The sequence below is a fragment of the Ruoffia sp. FAM 26254 genome, assembly GCF_045528545.1.
Lineage (GTDB): Bacteria > Bacillota > Bacilli > Lactobacillales > Aerococcaceae > Ruoffia > Ruoffia halotolerans.
Map to the genome: position 1 here is coordinate 23,953 of NZ_JBGQQY010000004.1, position 21,601 is coordinate 45,553.

Below are 21,601 nucleotides of genomic sequence, written 5' to 3' on the forward strand. Positions count from 1 at the left end.
TAAATTAAAAAAATTAGATATAGTCTAATTATTTTCTCATAAATAGTCAAATTAGTAAACATAATCATAAGATTTATCAATAAACAAACATTTTGATACAATAATAAGACAAGAACAAAATTCAAAGGAGGAGCATGGTTGCAGGAGAAAAATTCAACACTAAAAAAAATATCGATGGCAGGACTCACTGTTGCGGGAGGAATTCTATTAGCAACTAAACTGTTTCCTAAGTATAAAAATCAATCCCTATCAAGTTGGCTAATTGAACGAGGTCTATTTGTTTACGGAATGAAAGAAGAGCAGCGAAAGCTATTCGAACATCAAAACCGCATTGATGATTTCATCAAATGGAATACCAAACCACAAATTAAACCAGATATCATGGTAGGGCATAAAGTAGAAGAAAGCTATCATGGGCCCATGCAAGTTTTTTCATGGAATAAGAAAAAGGAAAAGCAACCCATAATATTTTACTTACATGGTGGTGGCTATGCCTTTCCGCCTTATCCAACTCACTACTTCTTCTTACGTTCAGTAGTGAAGAAGACGAATGCTCAAGTAATATTCCCACAATATTTAAAAACACCGAAATACTCTTATAAAGAGTCTGTTCCATATGTCTTAACATTATACAAGCAAATGCTTAAAGAGAATGTGAATGACAATCCAATTATCTTGATGGGGGATTCTTCTGGCGGAGGTATGGCTTTAGGTCTGGCAGATGCATTAAGGGAAGAAGGTATCCAGCAACCGGATGAAATCATCGCCTTATCACCGTGGCTAGATATTGCCAACGAGAATCCAGAAATTCCAGATTTAGAGCCATTGGATCCGATGATCAGTCAAATTGGCTTGAATTTAGCAAGTGAATATTGGGTAGGAAAAGAGGGGCGTATCGATGATCCACTCGTGAGTCCAATGCTTATTAGTGGTCGTGATTTAGCACGTATTACGTTATTTGTTGGGACGCATGAAGTTTTTTATCCAGATATCCTTCAATTTGCGAACCGTTTAAAAGAAGATAATATTGAACACGATTTATATATTGCTGAGAAGATGAATCATATCTATCCCGTGTACCCGACGCCAGAAGGCGAAGAAGCACGACAAATCATTAGCGCTATCATTAATAAAACTCTAGAAAAATAAGAAGGTCAGCATTAGTTGGAAAGGTTTACAACGTTTTTGGAAGTAAATCTATTTAAAACCAGTGACTAAATATGATACTATTAATACGAAATGGACATCTTATAAGGAGTTTATAATGACTGTAAAATTAATTGTAATTGACTTAGATGAAACTCTGTTGAGAAAAGACAAAAGCTACGACGTCGAACGTTTTAATCACGCACTTCATACGCTGAAAGGCCGAGATGTATTGGTTTGTATAGCAACTGGGAACAGTTATCACAAAATTATTGACTACTTCTCGAAAGAAGATCAAAAAGATTTATACTTTGCTTGTGATAATGGGAATTTTATAGTAAAAAATAATGAAGAGTTATCAACAACGACTGTGGATAGAGAGACTCTCTATAAAATTGCATCCTTTGTTGATGAATTTGAAGGTTTCCACATTATGGTAAATACTGGAAATCAAGCCTACTTTAGAGAAACCGAAGGCGAAGCCTTTGAACACATTTCTCAATATAATAATGCTTTAGCCTATATTGAAAAGTTCGAAGATTTACCGGAAGGAGAAAAGCCTACTAAACTCGCGATTTATTCAACGCACTCACTTGATCGAAATAAAATAATGACGCGTATTTTGAAAGAACGTTTTGAAGACATTGATTCGGTAACGAGTGGTGACGGTTGGCTAGATGTATACTCAAAAGATGGCGGTAAAGGAAGTGCTGTAAGAAAATTACAGACAAAATACAATATTAAAAAAGAAGATACAATGGCATTTGGCGATAGCTTAAATGATGAAAGTATGATGAAAGAAGCCCATTACAATATCGCAATGGGCAATGCTGATCATGAATTATTGTTATCGACAACCTACCAAATTGGAACAAATGAAGATTCTTCTGTGATAAATTTACTAGAGGAACTTCTTTTAAATGATTCTATGGAATTTATGAATAAATACTTAATCCATAAGAAAAGATAGAAAGGTCTGTGGAAGCGAGTTGGCAAAAAAGAGAAGACAAAAAGGTAAAAAAACTGAGCAAGAAGACTTAGTAAAAGTAGATATATTCTATATTCCTGAAGCACAAGCTGAGATGTATCAAGTATTGCGCGATGCAATCGCAATGGATGTCGAAGAGATATTAGAAAGTACTTATCATCACGTGGATCGAGTGTTCGACGAAGATGAAGGTGAGGCAGTTGCTGCATTTGATGAAAATAACAATGAGCAAGCGCGTTTATATCTAAACCCGACAAACATCTCTCAAGGGCAAACAGCGAGAGATAAGGGGCAATTGGATAAATTCTTGGATACACATTTAATTAAGAAAGCATAAAAAACTGAAGTAAATGAACGGCAATAAGCCATTCATCTACTTCAGTTTTTTTCTTCCTCGAGTTTAATTTCGATGGCTTTTTGGTAGACGTCTTTTAATTGCTTTCCAATTTCGATGAGATTTCTCTCTTTAGCAACCTCATAGGCAGCTTCACCTAAGGGAGGTAAGTCATTTAATCTAAATTGTTCGATTAATCGTTCGAAATCATCAATGTCTTTTCCTTTATAGACATGTTTCTTGTCAATCAACCAATCGTCAAATACTGGGATATCTCTAACAATAAAGTTTGCTTTTGTTGCACAAGCCTCTAAGGCAGGAATCCCTTCAGTTTCTTCCATCGTTGGAAATAAGAACAAATCAGAACCTTGTAAACCAAGTATGATGGAATCATTAGGAACATAACCAGCGAATCTTAGATTTGGTAAGTCCGTTTGAATCGCTTGTTTAATATTGTCGGGCACAAGTTTTAGATCAGTATAACCAAACCAAATAAATTGAACATGTGGCATGCGCTTGGCCAATTCCACGAAATCCAGAATCCCTTTCCGTTCTAAATATAAGCCAATACCCATAACAATAAAGTCATCAGGTTCATAATTAAACTCTTCAAGAAACAGTTCTCTAGCATTATCTACGTGATTGAAACGGCGCAAATCAATCCCATTTGATACACTCACAATTTCTCGTCCGATATCATACGATTCAAGTAACTTTTTAGCATAAGGTGTAGGAGCGATGAGAATATCACCTTGACGATAAGCCTGAATCAACCATTGTTTAAACAATGGAGAGACTTGGTTTGAAAAGATGAATGAATTTCGAAAATCCTCCTCGGTTGAGTGAGCATGGTAAACGACAGGGATGCCACTATGCCCTAACTTATATGCGACATAATATGATTTTGGGAAATACGTATTAATATGAAGAAGGTCAAACGTATCATTTATGTCAGTTGTATATTCTATATTATTTAAAGAAAGAGCTTCTTTCTGGTGTTGAATGGCTTTACCTAAGCCAGATTTATTAATTTGTTTCAAGTTTTCGCTATATAGTAATACTTTCATAATACACCCCTTTAACTAAATTTAGTTTAGAACATGAAAAGCTTTTTAGCAAGTATTACTGGCATCATTATTTTATTTCTTTCATAATCAAAATAATGATAGTCATAACCGGAGAAAAAGCCTATTAATTGACAATAGCACTGCTTTTTCAATAAAATATAAGAATAAAGAAATAATAAAAATTTGGAGGGGAAAAATATGTCAGAAGATAAAAAAGATCAAGTTGTAGGAAAAACAAAAGAAGTTACAGGTAAAGTAACTGGCGATAAAAAACGTGAAACAGAAGGAAAAGCACAAAAAAATAGCGGTAAAGCTAAAGAAGCCCTAGATGACGTTAAAGATACTGTCAAAGGTGCGGTAGACGGTGTGAAAGAAGCCTTCGATAACGACGATAAAGATAAAAGATAGTTAATCGTTTCTTTCGATTTAAATGCATACATTTTTAGTCTCTAAAACTAAAAGTGTATGCTTTTTTAATGTAAGCGCAGTAGTTGTTAATAAAGAAAATAAAATTCATACTCAGTTCGAAATAATATGCTAATATATGAAGCGGAGTAAAAAGGTCAGGAGCGAATAATTATGCGTCAATTAAAGAAATTATTGTTATCTCTGAGTCTCATTTCATTAATTAATTTTCCAATACAGTTGGCTCAAGCATCTGAAGATGAAAAAATACAAGAGGAGCTTGTCATACGAGAAGAAGTTGATCAAGATTTTAAGCAAGTATTAGATAAATTAGAAGCATCAGATAATTATAAAATCACTTTGCGTTATATGAATGTTGATTCGAACAAATTACTTGCTGAAGGTGAGATTCTTGCTGATTCTATAAGTGGGGATGCACGATTAACGTTTGATATTTATGAATATGGACAAGACGATACACAATCAGTCTCAACTTATGACATCGTTTCTTATCGTGAATTTTCTTTAGCTTACATTAATACAATCAATTTATTAACGGACACAGGATTTTTTGAGCAAAGGTATTTTCCTCAAAATGTTCAAAACCAACTAAATGAATTTAATGATTACTACATTGCGATTAATCAAGATGAATTAGGTTCGATTAATATGAATGAAGAATTAATCGATAATTTATTATACTTTCCAGATTTATCGCAAATAGAGGATATCTCTACTGATAATATCTATCAGTTAAATGATAGCACGATTATCGATATGGAAAGACTTGAGATTCCGCGTGGATTCTATCAAAACTCAGGCAGTTTCAGTCTGGATTATAGATTAAATATGGATATTAACGAAAGTGATGATCGACACATTTCCTATGATGTCATTCCGAATCAACAATTCAATATCACTGAAAACTCACGAGGACTGACATTTCAGTCGACATTGTCTTCACAAATTACCGATGACTTAATATCATCGAGAAGATTGGATAATCGAGAGTTTCCAGCTGATTATCAGTGGGAAAGTAATATTAGTACAAATCACGTGACAGATAAATTAACCAAAGCAACTATTAGCATAAATCCTGAGGTAGGTAGTTATAACGCAACATTAACAGGTCTTTATGAACAATTTATGCTGAATATATTCAGTAATAAAACAGCAGATATCGAATCTTTTAATTATCGTTTAGAATTATCCATGACACCATCAGAAGAAAAGATACCAGAAATAAACGAATTGAATAAAATGACAATGAGTGAATTTTCATACTTGATGGAATCAGTGTTGACCGCTGAGAATCAACGTTATGACAACGACACACAGTTATTAAATTAAATGAGAAAGAAAAAGGGTGTTCAAAATGGCAGATTATAAATTAAGAGAACTTGCGACAAAGCGAATTAAACAAGGTGGAAAGTTAATTAAAGCGAGGGATTTCCAAAACGAAGATAAAGCAAAACACTTTATTGAAGGAGATGTCGTCATCTTAAATGATTTTGACAATCAATTCTTAGGGAAAATCTTAGTCGGACGCCAAAATAAAGGTGTTGGCTGGTTAATTACCACTTATCAAGATGAATATTGGAACGACAGTTTAGTCTATTATGTCTTAGAAGAAGCTTTTGAAGGACGCGAAGCATTCTTTAATAGTACCGAAACGACTGCTTTCCGTGTATTTAACGGTGAAGGGGACGGCATTGGTGGGGTGACCATTGATTGGTACGACCACTACGTTCAAATTAATTGGTATTCTAAAGGAATTTATGAATACCGTCATTGGTTCTTTGAAGCAATAAAACAATTATTACCTGAAGTTAAGGGAGTTTATGAGACGCTCCGCTTCCAAACAGATGATTTAGAACCCATTCAACTAGTCAGTGGCGCCGAAGCACCGGATCCATTAGTCGTTAAAGAGAATAATCTTAACTATGCTGTGCATTTAGGTGAAAGTTGGATGACAGGAATCTTTTTAGACCAAAGAGACGTACGTGATTTTATTAAGACGCAAGCAAATGGGATGTCTGTATTGAATATCTTTAGTTATACCGGCGCTCTCTCAGTTGCGGCATCAGTTGGTGGAAGTGACCATACGGTAAGTGTTGATGTACCAACCGCAGTATGGAATTAACATCAGAACAATTTGCGTTAAATGATATCGAAGTTGAAGATTCTAAACATGAGATTCGTGTGATGGATGTCTTTAATTATTTAGATTACGCAACCAAAAATAACATTACATTTGATTTAATTGTTAGTGATCCGCCAAGCTTCGCGCGAACTAAAAAGAAGATGTTCAGAGTAGAAGAAGACTATTCAAACTTAGCAAAACAATTATTTAAATTAACAAATCCAAATGGGATGACGATATTAAGTACCAACCATAGTGGATATGCTCTAGAAGATTTCCGAGATGATATGGTTGCGGCAACGCAAGAGTTGAACGGAACTTATTATTTAATCCAACAATTCAGTCTTCCAGAAGATTTCCCAACAAGTCCAGATGAAGAAAGTAGTTACCTCAAGGTGTTGGTATTTTATCGCGAAAATTAGTAATAGAGGTGAGATTAGATGAGCTATATTGAGCTAATTGATGTAGTAAAAGAGTATAAAAGCGGTGAAGTTGTCACTCGCGCAAATGACGGTGTAACATTCACAATCGAATCCGGCGAATTTGCCGTAATATTAGGACCTTCAGGAGCTGGTAAATCCACAACGTTAAATATATTAGGTGGAATGGATAAAGCGACATCCGGTGAGGTTATTATTGCTGAAAAAAATATTAGTGATTATTCAGACAAAGAATTAACAACATTTCGTAGAAATAATATTGGCTTTGTCTTCCAAAACTATAATCTTGTACCTAATTTAACCGCAAAAGAAAATGTTGAGTTATCGATTCAAATATCTAATAGTGATGCAGATGTCATGGATGTCCTTAAGCAATGTGGTTTAGACCACCGAGCGGATAATTTTCCAGCTCAACTTTCAGGTGGAGAACAACAACGTGTATCCATTGCTCGCGCTATTGCCAGCAAACCAAAATTATTATTAGCCGATGAACCTACGGGTGCATTAGACTACGAGACAGGTAAGCAAATACTTAAATTATTGCAAGATACAAGCCGTAATACCGATACCACCATCGTTGTTATTACTCATAATACAACAATTTCAGAGATGGCAGATCGGGTAATAAAGATTAGAAACGGGAAAGTAGACGATATTGTTATAAATGATACGCCTCTAAAAGTAGATGAAATAAAATGGTAATTAGTATTAAGAAGGGGGGAATCCTATGAATTCTGCATTATGGAAGGATAATTTAAGAGAAATAAAAGAATCGATTCCTCGCTTTATCTCAATATTTGCCATCATTGCCTTAGGTGTTTCTTTCTTTGTTGGAATTCGGGCCGCAGGGCCATCCATGGTAAGAACTGCTCGAGAAGTATATCAAGAGAATAATATGCCAGATGGACATATATTATCGACAGTTGGTCTTAACGAGACAGATATTGATTTGTTAGATAACCAGAATGGTGTCACTATCTTACCCATGCAGTCCATTAATGCTATTGTCAGTCCTGGTGAAGAGAATGCGAAGATATTCACCTACAACGGAGATGAGAGTACAATTTTCTTTAAGGTTTTTGAAGGACGAATGGTTGAAGATACGGATGAGATTGTCCTCGATACAAAATATCTAGAAACGCTCAATGCACAAATGGATTCACCTATCCAAATTGGTGACCGAATTACACTAGATAATTCCGACAGTGCTGGTTTCATATTGGAGACGGAAGAGTTCGAAGTGGTCGGTTTTGCTCGTAATCCACTCTATATAGAAAGAATGACCCGAAGCGGATCGGCTAATGTCTTTGGAATTATAAGCGATCAGGCAGTGAGTGGAGATTTATACTCTGAAGCATATTATTGGATAGATAATGCGAGAGAATACGAAGCATATACACCAGAATATAATCAAGTTGTCGATCAGACAGTGGCTTCAATTGAAGAAGACTTAAAAGGTAGACCTGAAGTACGAATTGTGGAGTTGCAAGATGAAATTGCGTCTTCCATTGATGAAGGGGAAACTGAAGTGGCTGATGGTTACCAAACCTTAGAAGATGCTCGAGAAGCTTTAGAAGATGCTCAAGCAACTTTATCAGAGGGCCATCAAGAAATATTTGATGGACAAAGAACTCTTAATCAAGGGATTGCTGACATCGAAAGCGGAAAAGAAGAATTGAATGATGGAATCAAAGAGTATCAACAAGGTCGGTTAGACCTTGCGGATGCACGGGCACAACTGAATTATAATGAAAAAACTTATGAAGAAGGCTTGGCCCAATATGAAGAAGGACTGGCGACCTTTAATAAAGAAATCGCATCTGCTCAGTCACAATTAACGGATGCACAAGCACAGTTAGATCAAGCAGCATCACAAGCACAAGCAGGTTATTCACAATTAGTTGAAGGCCAAGCGGCACTTGATGCCGGTTATAGTCAATTGGCTGCAGGAAGACAAGAATTGCTAGACCAGTTAAGTCTTGCTACAAACGATCAGATACCACCAGAGCAATTGTTAGCTGCAATTGAAGATCAGATTGATGTTATTAACGGCTTCCTTCAAGTTCTTGAGCAATCAGATACCGGAGCAAATTCGGATATTGTATCTTGGATTAATTCATTAAATATTGAACGAGATATCTTAAGAGAAAATCTTCAAGAACTCGCAGCTATCGTCAATGAATTAGATGAGGTTGAAGAGCTAGAGCAAACGTTAGCTGATTTGAAACTTTCGACAGAACAATTCATTTTACTAGAACAACTTGTTGGGACAGAATTGAGCCCAGCAACTTCTATTGATGATGTTCTACAATTATTAAATAAGCGAATAGCTGAATTAGAGACTCAAACAGAAACACTCCCAGAAAACCCTTCTGGAAGTGACAATGAGCTAATTAATAAAATAGCTGAAATACGTGAATTAGAACAGCAATTAACAAACATCGAAACAGAATTGAACCAACTCCAAACAGAATACAATAATATTGGAGATATTTCGGAACTTATTGCACAAAGAGATGAATTATTAACTCAGAATGAGTCTTATAATCAACAAATGGCTGAATTATCACAAGCAATCAGTGCTTTAGAATCACAATTACAAAATCAAGAATTAACTGAAGCGGAATCCATTCAAATTGAAAGTGATTTACAAACACAAAGAAATGAATTGAATGAATTTAGCACTTTACTTCAAAAAAATAACTCAGAACTGGCAGAGTTGAATCAACAAATTGAACGATTCAATTTTTTAGAAACTCAAATTGAAGAGCTTAATAGTCAGCTTAGTCAAACGGAAGCGGCGCTGACGACTGATCAAGCTGAATTAGATCAGCTGCTCGAAGATGGTGGTTTAAATGAACTACTTCCGGAACTGGACTTAGGTCAAATTCAATCAGAATTGACTCAATTAGTGGAAGCAGTGAATATGTTGCAAACGGGACAAGCGACACTCGACGAACAAAGTTCTGTATTAGCAGCTGGTTGGAATGAATATTATGCTGGATTGAGTCAATTAGAAGTAGCGCAAAGTACGATTAACCAAGGTTGGACTGAGCTGAATGCTCAAAGTGCGGCAGGTCAAAGTGAGTTAGATACAGCTTATGCTGCAATCACTGAAGGCCGACAAGCTTTAAATGAAGGTGTTTCACAATATAATGAAGGACAAGCGAGTCTTGTCGATGGTAAACGGGTGATCGATGAGTCATACAATACGCTTATTGCAGGTCAAAGAGAGCTTGAAACAGGTCGTGAAGATGCTCTGGCTGGACGAATGGAATTGATGCAAGGTGACGCTGAGTATAACTTAAATCGTTATGAATTTATCTCAGAAAAAGAAGATGCCTTAGAAGATTTAGAACAGGCTGAAGCAGATATTGCTAAAGCTAAAGAATCTCTAAATGATTTAGAAGAGCCAACCTATGTAGTGGAGAAACGTGGAAGTTCAAGTGCCTATCAAAGTTTAAATGATAATGCAGAACAACTAAATGTCATCTCTAATATATTCCCAGTGTTTTTCTTTGCGATAGCTATCTTAGTGACTTTCACAACAATTAAGCGTATGGCAAGTGAACAAAGAAATTACATGGGAACATTGAAACAACTAGGGTATAACAATGGAACGATTATCCAGAAATTTGTTGTCTATGCTGGTATTGCCGGAATATTAGGTATCGTTGTAGGGTTAATCATCGGTTATGCAGTCTTTCCAGGTGTCATCTTAAATGCATATAATATGTTGTATTATTTTGATGCGCCTGAAATTGAAATCTTATGGGGATGGAATTTTCTTGCAGCACTGATAGCCTTGGCGACAGCTTTATTCCCTGCAATCTATACGCCACTTAAAATGTTGCGTACCCAACCGGCTAATCTACTACAACCGGAACCACCGAAATCAGGTAAGAAATTATTACTAGAACGTGTACCAAGTATTTGGAATCGATTATCATTTAATACCAAAATGACAGTGCGAAATCTACTAAGATACAAAGGACGTAACTCGATGACACTTATCGGAGTTGCAGGGTGTACGATGTTGATCGTGACAGGTTTCGGAATTAGTAATACAATATCTGGTATTGTGAATGATCAGTTTAATCAACTCCAAACATTTGATGGCATGGTATACCTGAATGACGGTTTAGAAGATTCTGAGGTTGAGGACATGAATCAAACACTCATAGAGATGGATGGCGTAGAGGGCTATATGCCAGTGGTACTTGAAATGTATGATGCAGAATTGGAAGGTGGTCAGACACAATCCGTTACTGTAACAGTTCCTCTAGGGAATTTAGAATCATTCTCGGGCTACGTTACATTACGCGAAAGAGGCCAGGAACCAATTCCAAATGCCATCGTAGATAAAGGTCCATTTATCACAGAAAGAATGGGTGAGTTACTGAATTTATCAAAAAACGACTCATTTACCTTAGAAAATGAAGACTTAGAAGAGTTTACTGTAGAAGATTTTACAGTTGTAGAAAACTACGCTTCTCACTACCTCTATGTAAATCCTGAACAATATGAAAATATCTTTGGGGAAGAACCAAGTCAAAATGCTTACTTAGTTCACTACATAGAAGGTGCCAGTCAAAAAGAAACTGAAGAAGCGATTATGGACAATGATAATGTCTTAACGACTGTCGATTTGAATACACTTGCTGAAAGTTTCGCAGATCAAATGGGAAGTTTAGATTTAATTACATTAGTTCTAATTATCTCAGCAGCTTCATTAGCCTTTGTCGTTCTGTATAACTTAACAAATATTAACGTTGCTGAACGAATCCGAGAATTATCTACGATTAAAGTACTTGGATTCTATGACCAAGAAGTAAGTATGTATATCTTTAATGAGGTATTAGTACTATCAGTCTTAGGTAGCTTAGTTGGTTTAGTGCTCGGAACGATCTTAAATACTTACTTATTAAAAACAATGCAAATGATGGACGTCTTGTTCCATCCAAGTGTTTCAATAGGCAGTTACATCGCTTCATTCTTCATATCCTTAGCATTCTCTACAATAGTCATGGTGGCTATGCACTTTAAACTGAAAAAAATCGATATGGTTGAAGCACTTAAAGGTGTAGATTAATAACAAGATATTTTAAAAAAACTTTCAATGAATTCTAAGTTAATTGACTTTAGAATCGTTGGGAGTTTTTATTATGAAATAAAAATAATTTGTTTGTTAGAAGAATGTTACAAAACTAATATATATATGGAAAGACAACAAGTTACAGAATTTATCCTCAAGTTTGTAACTGACAAACTGACACATTCTATGCTACAATAGAAAGTACAAGAGGAATGACAACATTTCTAGGAGGTAGAGTTAATGCAGTGTCCAAATTGTGGTAGAAACGTAAGAAGTAAAAATCAATGTGCCTATTGTGGGCATGTCTTCAATAAACAAGAAGTTGCAGAATTAAAAGAAGAATCACGTAATGAAGACGTAGTACAAGAAACACCGCGTCGTTCAAGTGGGGGATTCAGTCGTGTGTTATGGGGAATTATTAAATTAGTTCTTGCCGTAGCTATTGTTTTTTTAGCCTTTTTATATGGCCCACGAATTATTAATCAAGTTGTAGATTATTTCCAGACGTCTGATACAGAAGTTGTTCAAAATACACCTGAAGAACCTGTAACGGAAGCGCCTGTTACTGAAGAATTTGAAGGGGAAGAACCGTCTGAAGATACACAAGATTCTGAATCAGAAACAGAAGATTCAGCTGCAACAAGCGAAACAGAAGAATCAACGGAGTCATCTGAATCAGAAGAAAGTAACGCTGACGGTCAATTATCTATTGTGAATCAAGAAGTAAATTTAGATGAATACCCATTAACGAATGTCGCACTTGAATTCAATGAGTCATTAGATAATGTGGATAGTACAACATTTAACTTTACTATTGATGCTAATGGAGAAACAGTAGAACTAGAAGATGATTACTCATTAGTTAAAGATGGCCAAACGCTCACAATCAGCTTTAATGATCCTTCTGTAGCTGTACTTTCTACAGAGGCTCAAGAACAAGTCCTTAACGTTGAATCTGAATCATTAGGTGTAAGTGAAAGTATTTCTTATGAAGTACCAACAACTTCATTAGATACAGAACAAGCTGAATTCTTTAACTCAACAATTACAGATAACTTAGCATCTATTGGTGATGTATCAGCAGTTGTTTACCCGCAAGATGCTGAAGTGCCATATGTTTATGATGACCAAAGCGTTGAAGCAGACGCATTAATTTCATGGTTTGTCTTAGGCTTTACATTCAATGCGATTGAAGACGGTGAATTAACACTTGAAGATCCAGTCGTAGTGTCATCTGATTTAGTAGCTGAAAATGACGAAGGAATCGTAGCCACTGCTGAAGAAGGTACAGAATTTACCATTCAAGAATTATTATCAGCAGTCGTTGAAGCAAATGACGTGTCAGCGATGAATCATTTAATTCAAGAAACAGGTGGACCAAACGCCTTTAACTTATGGTTAAATGAATCAAATTACTTCTCAACACGAGTAACACAAATGTTAACAATGCAAGAATCAGGGCAAGTGACTGGTGCAGTAACAAGCGCACAAGATATTGCTCAATTACTTAATAAATTAGCAAACAATGAATTAGTATCAGAAGAAGCAGATGCAACAATTAAAGAATTGTTATTAAACACGCCAGTGACAACAAAATATCCTGAAGGTCAAATTGCTGGATATCAAACGCGTTATGAAATTGCATCAGCAGATACAAACACTGCACAACAAAACTATGCAGGAATTGTTGAATTAGAAGACACTTACTATATTACTGTCATTCTAACTTCTAACTTCACGAGTGCTGAAGAGGTTGTCCCAGCCATTTCAACTTCTATTTCTGACATTGTGACTTACTTTGAAACTGGGCAAACACCAGAAGAAGTAGCCGAAGAAGAAGCGGCTGCTCAAGCAGAGGAAGAAGCGGAAGCACAAGCCCAAGCAGAAGCAGAGTCATTAGCTGCTGAAGAAGCGGCTCAATCTCAAGTGAATGTTGTTGATGAATCGTCACCAGAAACAGGTACAGTAGGAGAAGATGGAAGAACTTACTCAAATCAATATGTTGATAACATCGGATCTTACGTGAACTTACCTGAAGAAACAGTTTATGACGAAACAACTGGAGAAACTAGACCAGCTGAATGGTTCTTCGATGAATCAGACGGAAGATACTATTACCGTTAATTAAATACTAAAAACCGCCTAGGTATTATCTGATATAGATAACGCCTAGGCGGTTTTGTATTGTTATCAAGTCTTAAGAATCTTGTTTACGGTTTGGAAGGGTTCGGTTCACAGCAATGGCAACACCCGTTCCAAACACTGTATCTAAAATCCGGCTAATACTATAAACAAGCCAAGTGTCTTCAGGTGTACCTAAGTATACAACTAAAAATGTTGCCGTCGAATTAATAACACTTTGCTTATTACCAAATAAAGTGCAAAAATTAAGCACTAATAGGACTCCTAAACCTCCAGAAACTGAAGTATAAATATCATTATTCAGTATAGGAAAATTCCGTCTTAAAAAAATTAAAGTTGTAGCAATTAACACGCCAATGGTGTTACCAAAGATACGGTATTTTGCATATTTATAAGTGTCTGTCATATTCTCACGTATGGCAAACACTGCTGATAGAGCGGCCAAAGTTGCATGTCCTAAATTAAAGACTGAGTATACGATAATAATTAAAGAAACTGAGACAGCACTTTTTCTTGCTCGCCAACCGAGCGACAATCTATCTTTAAATGATTTGTTCTCTTCCATCAATGAATCCTTTCGATTTTTTCTAAACCTAATAGTATCAAATATTATAAATTTGTCTATAAATCATTTGGATATATCACGTATAGGGTGTATAATACAATTAAAAATACACGTAAAGGGTGATATTATGAATCCAGCATTAATTCAAATTGTAGTTCAGGTTATTCGTGAAAAGTATATGAGTGAGAAAGCATTTTACACTGAAAAACTAGGTATCTCCCCACAAAGTTGGGATCGTTGGAAGAAAGGTGAACAAGGTCTTAAATACGATAATGTTCAAATTTTATCGACATTATTCACAGATTATGAATGGATGCTTGTGCAAAAGGTTGTAAGAACCACAGAAATCATGCCAGAAGTTGTGAACAATCCAGTCAAAGAGTATAATTTCTTAAAATACCAAATCGCCAAAAAATGGGTTAATAATGGGATTGCACGCTTAGAATGGCATCAGAGTGATGAGAACACGGAAGAAAGTGTAAGAAAATCAAACATGGTTATTCTACAATTGATTGTTGATTATAATTTATGGGGTTATAATGATATTATTGAATTGAGATTACCGGGAATTATTCGCCAACAAATTGGACATGACGAGGTAAAACTTTTACAATGGTTTGTGGATGAAAGTGAGAAGTTACAAGAAAGCGAATAAAAGTGAGGCATTATGGCCAAAAAGAAGAAGAGAAAATTATTTAAATTTAAAAAACGTCCCACTCGACGTAAAAAACGCAAAACAAATTACAAACAAGCATGGAATCGATTTAAAACCGATTTTCTACAAAAGATTGGGATATTATCTATCTTTTTTGTAATTTTTACTTTATTAAGTGGGATAGTTATTTATCGATGGGTTGATACGGCAAACCAAAGGCACGGTGAATTGATGCAACGTGAAGTTGATTATGAACAACGAATCGGCTTTATCGAATCGATTGTACCAATTTCACAAAGACTTCAAAGACAATATGGTGTCTTAGCCAGTGTTTCAATGGCTCAAGCAGCTTTAGAAAGTGATTTTGGCCGGAGTCAGCTTGGGGCAGAGTATAATAATCTTTACGGTGTCAAAACGGACGCCACTGATCCAGATGGCGTAGATTTTCAAACGTTAGAATATTTTGATGATGAATGGGTTGAAATTACCGACCGATTTAAAGTTTATCCGAGTTGGGAAGCTTCGATGGAAGGCCATGCCATTCTAATCAATGAGGGTACCTCTTGGGACCCAACGTTTTATCAAGCGGTTCTCAACGGTGATAACTATGTAGAACAAGCCAATGGATTACAAGAATCCGGGTACGCAACTGATCCTACTTATGCCGACAAGATTATCGAAATGATTGAAACTTATGAATTGAATCAATATGATCAACCAATCTAATTAGAAAAATACTAATTTATCAGTGCTAGAAATTGTGTGATGTGTTATTATTATAGGTGCATTTAAATATACAATATTGAAGGGAGTAGACAGGATGGCGCAAAGACATTATCCAGGTGAGACATTAGGAATTATTGGCTCATCAATTTCTGCAGCTGTCTTGGCTCAAGCAGCAGGTAAATTAGGTTACCGAGTTGCTAGTTTGGTAACATCTGAGAATAATCCAGTGAGACAATTTGCGACGTGGCAAACAGTTACCGAATCATATAATGAGCAAGTCTTAAATTATTTTAGTGAACGGGTAGATGTCGTAACGGTTGAAATGGGTATTCTATCGAATAGAGAATTTCAATTATTGGCAGCACAAACGGATTTAACTTTATCAGAGGATTTAATTGCCATTACGACAGACCGACTGATCGAGAAGGCCTATTTAGATTCTAACAAGTGTTTGGTTGCGCCATTCTCTATGGTTACTAATTTAACAGATTTAAAAGAAGCAGTTGAATATATTGGATTCCCGTGTATTTTAAAATCAACTCAACGGCATGTTGATAATGCGAATGAGCATATTATCTTGTATGGTGAAGAGGATTATGATGAAGCAAGTGCAAAACTAGAAGCGACCACATGTATTTTAGAGGCATGGATTCCAACTGAGAAAAAAGCCAGCGTGACAGTTATTCGTAACGAACGTGGTGAAATTTTAATTTATCCTATATTTGAAGTGCGTGAACAAGGAGATCTGCTTGGAAGACAAGTGCGTTTCCCAGCACAAATATCTAAACCGGTAGAACTTGAGATGAACCGTTTAGCGCAATTATTAGCGGAATTATTAAATTTAGTTGGTTCATTGACGTTGAAGATGTTAATCACTTCAGCAGGAGTTGTTTATATAAACGAAGCAAGTATCGGTTTATCGGATGAAGCTATGTTTACGATTGGATCTATGAGTATTTCTCATTATGAGGCAGCAGCGAGAGCTATTTTAGGCTTGCCTTTACCAACATTGCATCTTAAGAGTAGAGCAGCGATTGCTTTACCGGCAACCGTCTTGAATGAAGAGAATCTCTTAACACAACTTATGTTAAGAACAGATTGGGGCTTTGCTTTGTTTAATCCAATAAATAATGACTCTAAACGTTTGATTGGACAAGTCATTGTAACAGGAGATTCATTATCAGAGTGTGAACGCCAAATACAAATTACAGAATTAACTGAATAGAAAATTAAATGTCCTTCTTGAGCCATAAACTCAAGGAGGTATTTTTTTAATGAAAGCGATAAAAATATTAGATTGTTTGTGACAAAGTTGAGTCCTATCAGTCACAGAAAAATCATCAAATGTTTGTTAGGACTATACACTGATTTTTGATATAATCTACTATGTATGATTTTTTAGAGTGAACAACCTACTAGATAAATTGGAGGTCATAATATGTCATCGTTAATCGAAAGTATTAACCGATTGAATAATAAACAACAAGAAGCTGTATATACAACCGATGGGCCAGTACTAATTGCTGCTGGAGCTGGGAGTGGAAAGACCAGCGTATTAACCCATCGGATTGCTTATTTATTAGAAGAGAAAAAAATAAAACCTTGGAATGTGTTGGCGATTACCTTTACAAATAAAGCAGCCAATGAGATGAAAGAACGTGTTGAGAAACTAGTTGGACCTGAAGCATCATCAATTTGGGTATCCACTTTTCACTCGATGTGTGCACGTATTTTACGTCGAGAAGCCACTCAAATTGGATATACACAAAACTTTTCGATTATTGACCAAGGTGAGCAACAAACATTAATGAAACGCGTGCTAAAAGAATTAAATCTTGATAGCAAACGATTCAACTACAAAGAAATGCTTTGGGTGATTGATGCAGCAAAAAACGAAGGGCAAATGCCTGATGCTTTTGCAGCTGAGAACACTGATTACTTAGGCAATATTCAATCGAATGTCTACAAGTTATATCAACAAAAACTAAAAACAAGTAATGCGATGGACTTTAATGATTTAATATTATTAACTGTTAAACTACTTCAAGAAAATGAAGATGTCCGTCTGTTCTATCAAAATAAATTTCAATATATTCACGTCGATGAGTACCAGGATACGAATGAGACTCAGTACTTATTGGTGAAGACATTAGCGGATTTACTGAAAAACATTTGTGTTGTTGGGGATGCTGATCAAAGTATTTATGGTTGGCGTGGAGCAAATATGGAAAATATTATGAACTTTGAGAAAGATTATCCAGATGCCAAAGTGATTTTATTAGAGCAAAATTACCGTTCAACTCAATCGATACTAAATGCAGCCAACAGCGTAATTGAAAAAAATATCAACCGTAAAGACAAAAAACTTTGGAGTGACAAAGCACAGGGGAATAAGGTTAAATTCTACTTAGCGGAATCTGACTCAGAAGAAGCAAGATATGTTATTCAACAAATCTTTGAAACGAAAGAGGATCAAAAACGTTCGAATAGTGATTACGCCATTCTTTACCGTACGCAAGCTCAATCACGTAACTTAGAGGACCAATTGTTAAAAGCTAACTTACCGTATAAGATTGTTGGAGGCTTGAAATTCTACTCACGTAAAGAAATTCAAGATACGTTAGCGTACTTAAGACTGATTGATAATTTAGCGGATAACTTAAGCTTTAACCGTATTGTTAATGTGCCAAAACGAGGAATCGGACCTACAAGTATTGCTAAATTAGCTGAATTTGCTGAAAGTTTAAACTTAGGTTGGTTTGAAGCTATTGACCAACTAGGAAATTCAAATTTATCTGCAAGTTTACAAACTAAATTTGTTCGCTTCAGTGATATGATCAAACGCTTAAGACAACAGGCAGAATACTTAACTTTAAGTGAATTAGTCGCAGAAGTTTGGGAACAATCAGATTACAAGCAAAGTCTTCAAGAAGAAGGGACTTTAGAGGCAACGAATCGTCTAGAAAACTTAGACGAGTTCGCGTCAGTTACAAAAGAGTTTGACCAAATGGACTTGGAAGATATTATCGAAACCGACCCTGACTTTGCTGATGAAGAAGATGGAGCAACAGAAGAACCACTTGATACACAGGCTCCAAGAATTCGTTTAACTTTATTCTTAACAGAATTATCACTTGTTTCAGATACGTCGGAAGAAGAAACCGTAGACCAAATTACCTTAATGACGATGCATGCAGCTAAAGGACTAGAATTCCCTTACGTATTCATTGTTGGTATGGAAGAAGGCTTATTCCCATTAAGTCGTGCGTCAGAAAGCGATGATGAGTTAGAGGAAGAGAGACGACTCGCATATGTTGGAATGACACGTGCCGAAGAGCAACTATACCTAACAGCAGCTAGAAGCCGACTATTATATGGTAGATATCAACATAATGCCCCAAGTCGATTCGTATCTGAGATAGACCAAAGTTTGATTGAGCATGTCGGTCAATCTTTCCAAACGGTCATCCGTTCTCAAAATACCAGACAGCAAGGGCGAAAACGATCAAGCCAAGCGGCTAGAAATGTTCTATTAAGTCAGCGTCCAAAAGGCGGTTCAACTGGAGCATTGAAGAAAAAAGTCACAAACAATTCAGATACAAATTATACAGTTGGTGATAAAGTAGATCACCGTACTTGGGGAGTTGGAACTGTCGTTAATGTTAAAGGTTCTGGAAGTAATGCTTTACTAAGTATTGCCTTCGATTCACAAGGCATTAAAGAATTACTAGCATCCTTTGCTCCAATAAGCAAAGTGGAGTAGAGAGTGAATGTTTTTACTGATAGAAACAGTAAAGAATGATATACTTGACGAAGAAATGAAGACTGCTATTAACGTAAATGGCTTTTTAGGAGTGATGGTATAAATGGTTCAATCGAAAGATTTAGAACAGGCAAAAGAAAGACTCGAGCAGCTAAAAAGTGAGCTGAATCATCACGCATATAATTATTATGTGCTAGACAAACCAAATATCACGGATGCAGAATACGACCAAATGTATAATGAACTGGAAAACCTTGAAAAAGCACATCCAGAATGGATTACATCTGATTCTCCGACTCAAAGAATTGGGGACCAATTATTAGAAGGTTTTACGAAAGTTGAACACGCCGAAGCAATGTATAGTTTGGGGAATGCCTTCAACGAGGAAGAAGTTGGAGCATTTATTCAACGCGTACAAAACCAAACCGAGCAAGAAGTTGAATTTATGGTCGAATGCAAAATCGACGGTTTAGCGATTGCTTTAACATATGAAAATGGCGCCTTCGTTAGAGGTGCAACTCGTGGAGATGGAACGGTTGGAGAAGATATTACGACAAACCTTCGCACCATTCGTTCATTACCACTGAAGTTGAAAGAGCCCGTATCCGTTGAAGTACGTGGTGAGGCTTATATGCCAAAAGATGTGTTTAAGCAACTGAATGACGAACGCGAAGAAACAGGTGAAGTACCATTCGCCAATCCACGTAATGCTGCCGCTGGTGGGTTAAGACAAATTGATCCAAAAGCCGTATCAAAACGTCGATTGAATATGTTCTTATATAGTGCTTTATACAATGATGATTTTGATGTAGAGTCACAAGCAGAATTATTCGAGCAATTACAATTTTTAGGATTTAGAACAAACCCATTACGAAAATTATGCAAAAATCAAACTGAAGTGATGGATTTTATTCATCAAATTGAAGAAGAACGCCATGATTTACCATATGAAATTGATGGTATCGTTATTAAAGTCAATGACGTTGCCCTACAGCAACAACTTGGTTATACCGTCAAAGCCCCAAGATGGGCGATCGCTTATAAATTCAAAGCAGATATAGCGGAAACTAAACTGAATGAAGTTGAGTGGACAGTGGGAAGAACGGGCGTTGTTACACCAACGGCCGTGATGGACCCGGTTCAATTAGCTGGTTCGACTGTTCAAAGAGCTTCCTTACATAATGTGGATTTAATCGAAGCTTTAGACGTTCGCATTGGAGATACCGTAGAGATTCATAAGGCAGGAGATATTATCCCAGAAATCGTGAGTGTTGTTATGAGTCAACGCCCAGAAGACTCGCAACCATTACCGATACCAACTACGTGTCCACGCTGTGACGCTGAATTAGTACGGTTGAATGAAGAAGTTGCCCTAAGATGTGTGAATCCTTTATGTCCAGCGCAGAAGTTAGCGAAGATGATTCATTTCAGTTCAAGAAATGCGATGAACATTACTGGTTTAGGTGATAAGATTATGGAACACTTAATCAATCAAGCATTGGTTTCGGATCCAAGTGACTTATACACATTAGAGCAAGAAGATTTCTTAACACTTCCAAATACAAAAGAAAAATCCGCAACAAAATATCAAGATGCGATTGAAGAATCAAAGAGTAACTCTTTAGAAAGATTACTCTTTGGTTTAGGTATCCGCCATGTCGGATCAAAAGCTGCTCGTTTAATTTCTGAAAAATTCAGAAAGATTGAAGCAATTCAGAAAGCATCGATTGAAGATATTGAGACCATTGATGGCATCGGACCCATGATTAGTCAAGCGATTGTTGAATATTTTGAAATGGAAGAATCGAACGAACTGATTCAAAGATTACAAGAAGCGGGAGTCAACACAGACTACTTAGGTGTTGTGCCTGAGGAGATTGATCTGAAGGATAACTTCTTTGCAAATCAAACCGTTGTCCTTACAGGTTCGATGGAAACTTTAACGCGTGGGGAAGCCAAAAAAAGATTGGAAAACCTCGGAGCGAAAGTGACTGGAAGTGTATCAAAAAATACAAATTACTTAGTTGCTGGTGAATCAGCCGGAAGTAAATTGACAAAAGCACAAGACCTTGGAATTGCAATCATGGACGAAGAAACTTTTCTAGAAAAATTAAAAGAGAGCGAGTAATTAC

At 36.2% G+C, this 21,601-nt stretch carries 17 protein-coding genes; 15 read left to right on the forward strand and 2 right to left on the reverse strand.

Annotated elements, in window-relative coordinates:
- Window positions 1–138 precede the first annotated feature (138 nt).
- The 3 genes from ACEN3Z_RS01980 to ACEN3Z_RS01990 all read left to right on the forward strand — a co-directional run bounded on the left by ACEN3Z_RS01980 (window position 139) and on the right by ACEN3Z_RS01990 (window position 2,471).
- Window positions 139–1,149: an alpha/beta hydrolase gene (locus ACEN3Z_RS01980; protein WP_407089373.1), complete on the forward strand. Its 1,011-nt coding sequence runs from the start codon at window positions 139–141 to the stop codon at window positions 1,147–1,149.
- A 115-nt stretch (window positions 1,150–1,264) separates the two neighbouring features.
- Complete coding sequence (locus ACEN3Z_RS01985; protein ID WP_407089374.1) at window positions 1,265–2,116, forward strand: HAD family hydrolase; 852 nt, start codon at window positions 1,265–1,267, stop codon at window positions 2,114–2,116.
- 19 nt (window positions 2,117–2,135) lie between these two features.
- Entirely contained in the window at window positions 2,136–2,471 is a 336-nt protein-coding gene (locus ACEN3Z_RS01990) for a hypothetical protein (protein WP_138404338.1), read from the forward strand.
- A 41-nt stretch (window positions 2,472–2,512) separates the two neighbouring features.
- Here ACEN3Z_RS01990 and ACEN3Z_RS01995 read toward each other — a convergent pair whose 3' ends face one another.
- Window positions 2,513–3,535: a glycosyltransferase gene (locus ACEN3Z_RS01995; protein ID WP_407089375.1), complete on the reverse strand. Its 1,023-nt coding sequence runs from the start codon at window positions 3,533–3,535 to the stop codon at window positions 2,513–2,515.
- Between the two features lie 198 nt (window positions 3,536–3,733).
- Here ACEN3Z_RS01995 and ACEN3Z_RS02000 point away from each other — a divergent pair, with 198 nt between their 5' ends.
- From ACEN3Z_RS02000 to ACEN3Z_RS02030, 7 genes are all read left to right on the forward strand, one after another.
- Window positions 3,734–3,943, forward strand: coding sequence for a CsbD family protein (locus tag ACEN3Z_RS02000; RefSeq protein ID WP_407089377.1), 210 nt, complete (start codon window positions 3,734–3,736; stop codon window positions 3,941–3,943).
- A gap of 171 nt (window positions 3,944–4,114) precedes the next feature.
- Entirely contained in the window at window positions 4,115–5,290 is a 1,176-nt protein-coding gene (locus ACEN3Z_RS02005; RefSeq protein WP_407089378.1) for a hypothetical protein, read from the forward strand.
- Between the two features lie 25 nt (window positions 5,291–5,315).
- Window positions 5,316–6,083, forward strand: a complete 768-nt coding sequence (locus ACEN3Z_RS02010) for a class I SAM-dependent methyltransferase (protein WP_407089380.1) — start codon at window positions 5,316–5,318, stop codon at window positions 6,081–6,083.
- A complete protein-coding gene (locus ACEN3Z_RS02015) occupies window positions 6,074–6,505 on the forward strand; it encodes a hypothetical protein (protein WP_407089381.1) in 432 nt (143 codons plus the stop codon). The genes ACEN3Z_RS02010 and ACEN3Z_RS02015 overlap by 10 nt, the downstream gene beginning before the upstream one ends.
- A gap of 18 nt (window positions 6,506–6,523) precedes the next feature.
- Complete coding sequence (locus ACEN3Z_RS02020) at window positions 6,524–7,225, forward strand: ABC transporter ATP-binding protein (protein ID WP_407089382.1); 702 nt, start codon at window positions 6,524–6,526, stop codon at window positions 7,223–7,225.
- A gap of 25 nt (window positions 7,226–7,250) precedes the next feature.
- On the forward strand, window positions 7,251–11,615 hold the full coding sequence (locus ACEN3Z_RS02025; RefSeq protein ID WP_407089384.1) for an FtsX-like permease family protein: 4,365 nt from the start codon (window positions 7,251–7,253) through the stop codon (window positions 11,613–11,615).
- Window positions 11,616–11,858: 243 nt separating this feature from the next.
- Window positions 11,859–13,742 carry a serine hydrolase gene (locus ACEN3Z_RS02030; RefSeq protein ID WP_407089385.1) on the forward strand — a complete coding sequence of 628 codons (1,884 nt, stop codon included), beginning with the start codon at window positions 11,859–11,861 and terminating at the stop codon, window positions 13,740–13,742.
- A gap of 73 nt (window positions 13,743–13,815) precedes the next feature.
- Here ACEN3Z_RS02030 and ACEN3Z_RS02035 read toward each other — a convergent pair whose 3' ends face one another.
- A complete protein-coding gene (locus tag ACEN3Z_RS02035) occupies window positions 13,816–14,325 on the reverse strand; it encodes an aromatic acid exporter family protein (protein WP_138404330.1) in 510 nt (169 codons plus the stop codon).
- Between the two features lie 127 nt (window positions 14,326–14,452).
- On the opposite strand from ACEN3Z_RS02035, the gene ACEN3Z_RS02040 reads away from it, so the two are divergent.
- From ACEN3Z_RS02040 to ligA, 5 genes are all read left to right on the forward strand, one after another.
- On the forward strand, window positions 14,453–14,980 hold the full coding sequence (locus ACEN3Z_RS02040) for a hypothetical protein (RefSeq protein WP_138404329.1): 528 nt from the start codon (window positions 14,453–14,455) through the stop codon (window positions 14,978–14,980).
- A gap of 12 nt (window positions 14,981–14,992) precedes the next feature.
- Window positions 14,993–15,706, forward strand: a complete 714-nt coding sequence (locus ACEN3Z_RS02045; protein WP_138404328.1) for a glycoside hydrolase family 73 protein — start codon at window positions 14,993–14,995, stop codon at window positions 15,704–15,706.
- Window positions 15,707–15,800: 94 nt separating this feature from the next.
- A complete protein-coding gene (locus ACEN3Z_RS02050; protein WP_138404327.1) occupies window positions 15,801–16,931 on the forward strand; it encodes an ATP-grasp domain-containing protein in 1,131 nt (376 codons plus the stop codon).
- 213 nt (window positions 16,932–17,144) lie between these two features.
- A complete protein-coding gene (gene pcrA / locus ACEN3Z_RS02055; protein WP_407089386.1) occupies window positions 17,145–19,469 on the forward strand; it encodes a DNA helicase PcrA in 2,325 nt (774 codons plus the stop codon).
- Window positions 19,470–19,572: 103 nt separating this feature from the next.
- Window positions 19,573–21,597, forward strand: coding sequence for an NAD-dependent DNA ligase LigA (ligA, locus tag ACEN3Z_RS02060; RefSeq protein ID WP_407089387.1), 2,025 nt, complete (start codon window positions 19,573–19,575; stop codon window positions 21,595–21,597).
- Window positions 21,598–21,601: the final 4 nt, after the last annotated feature.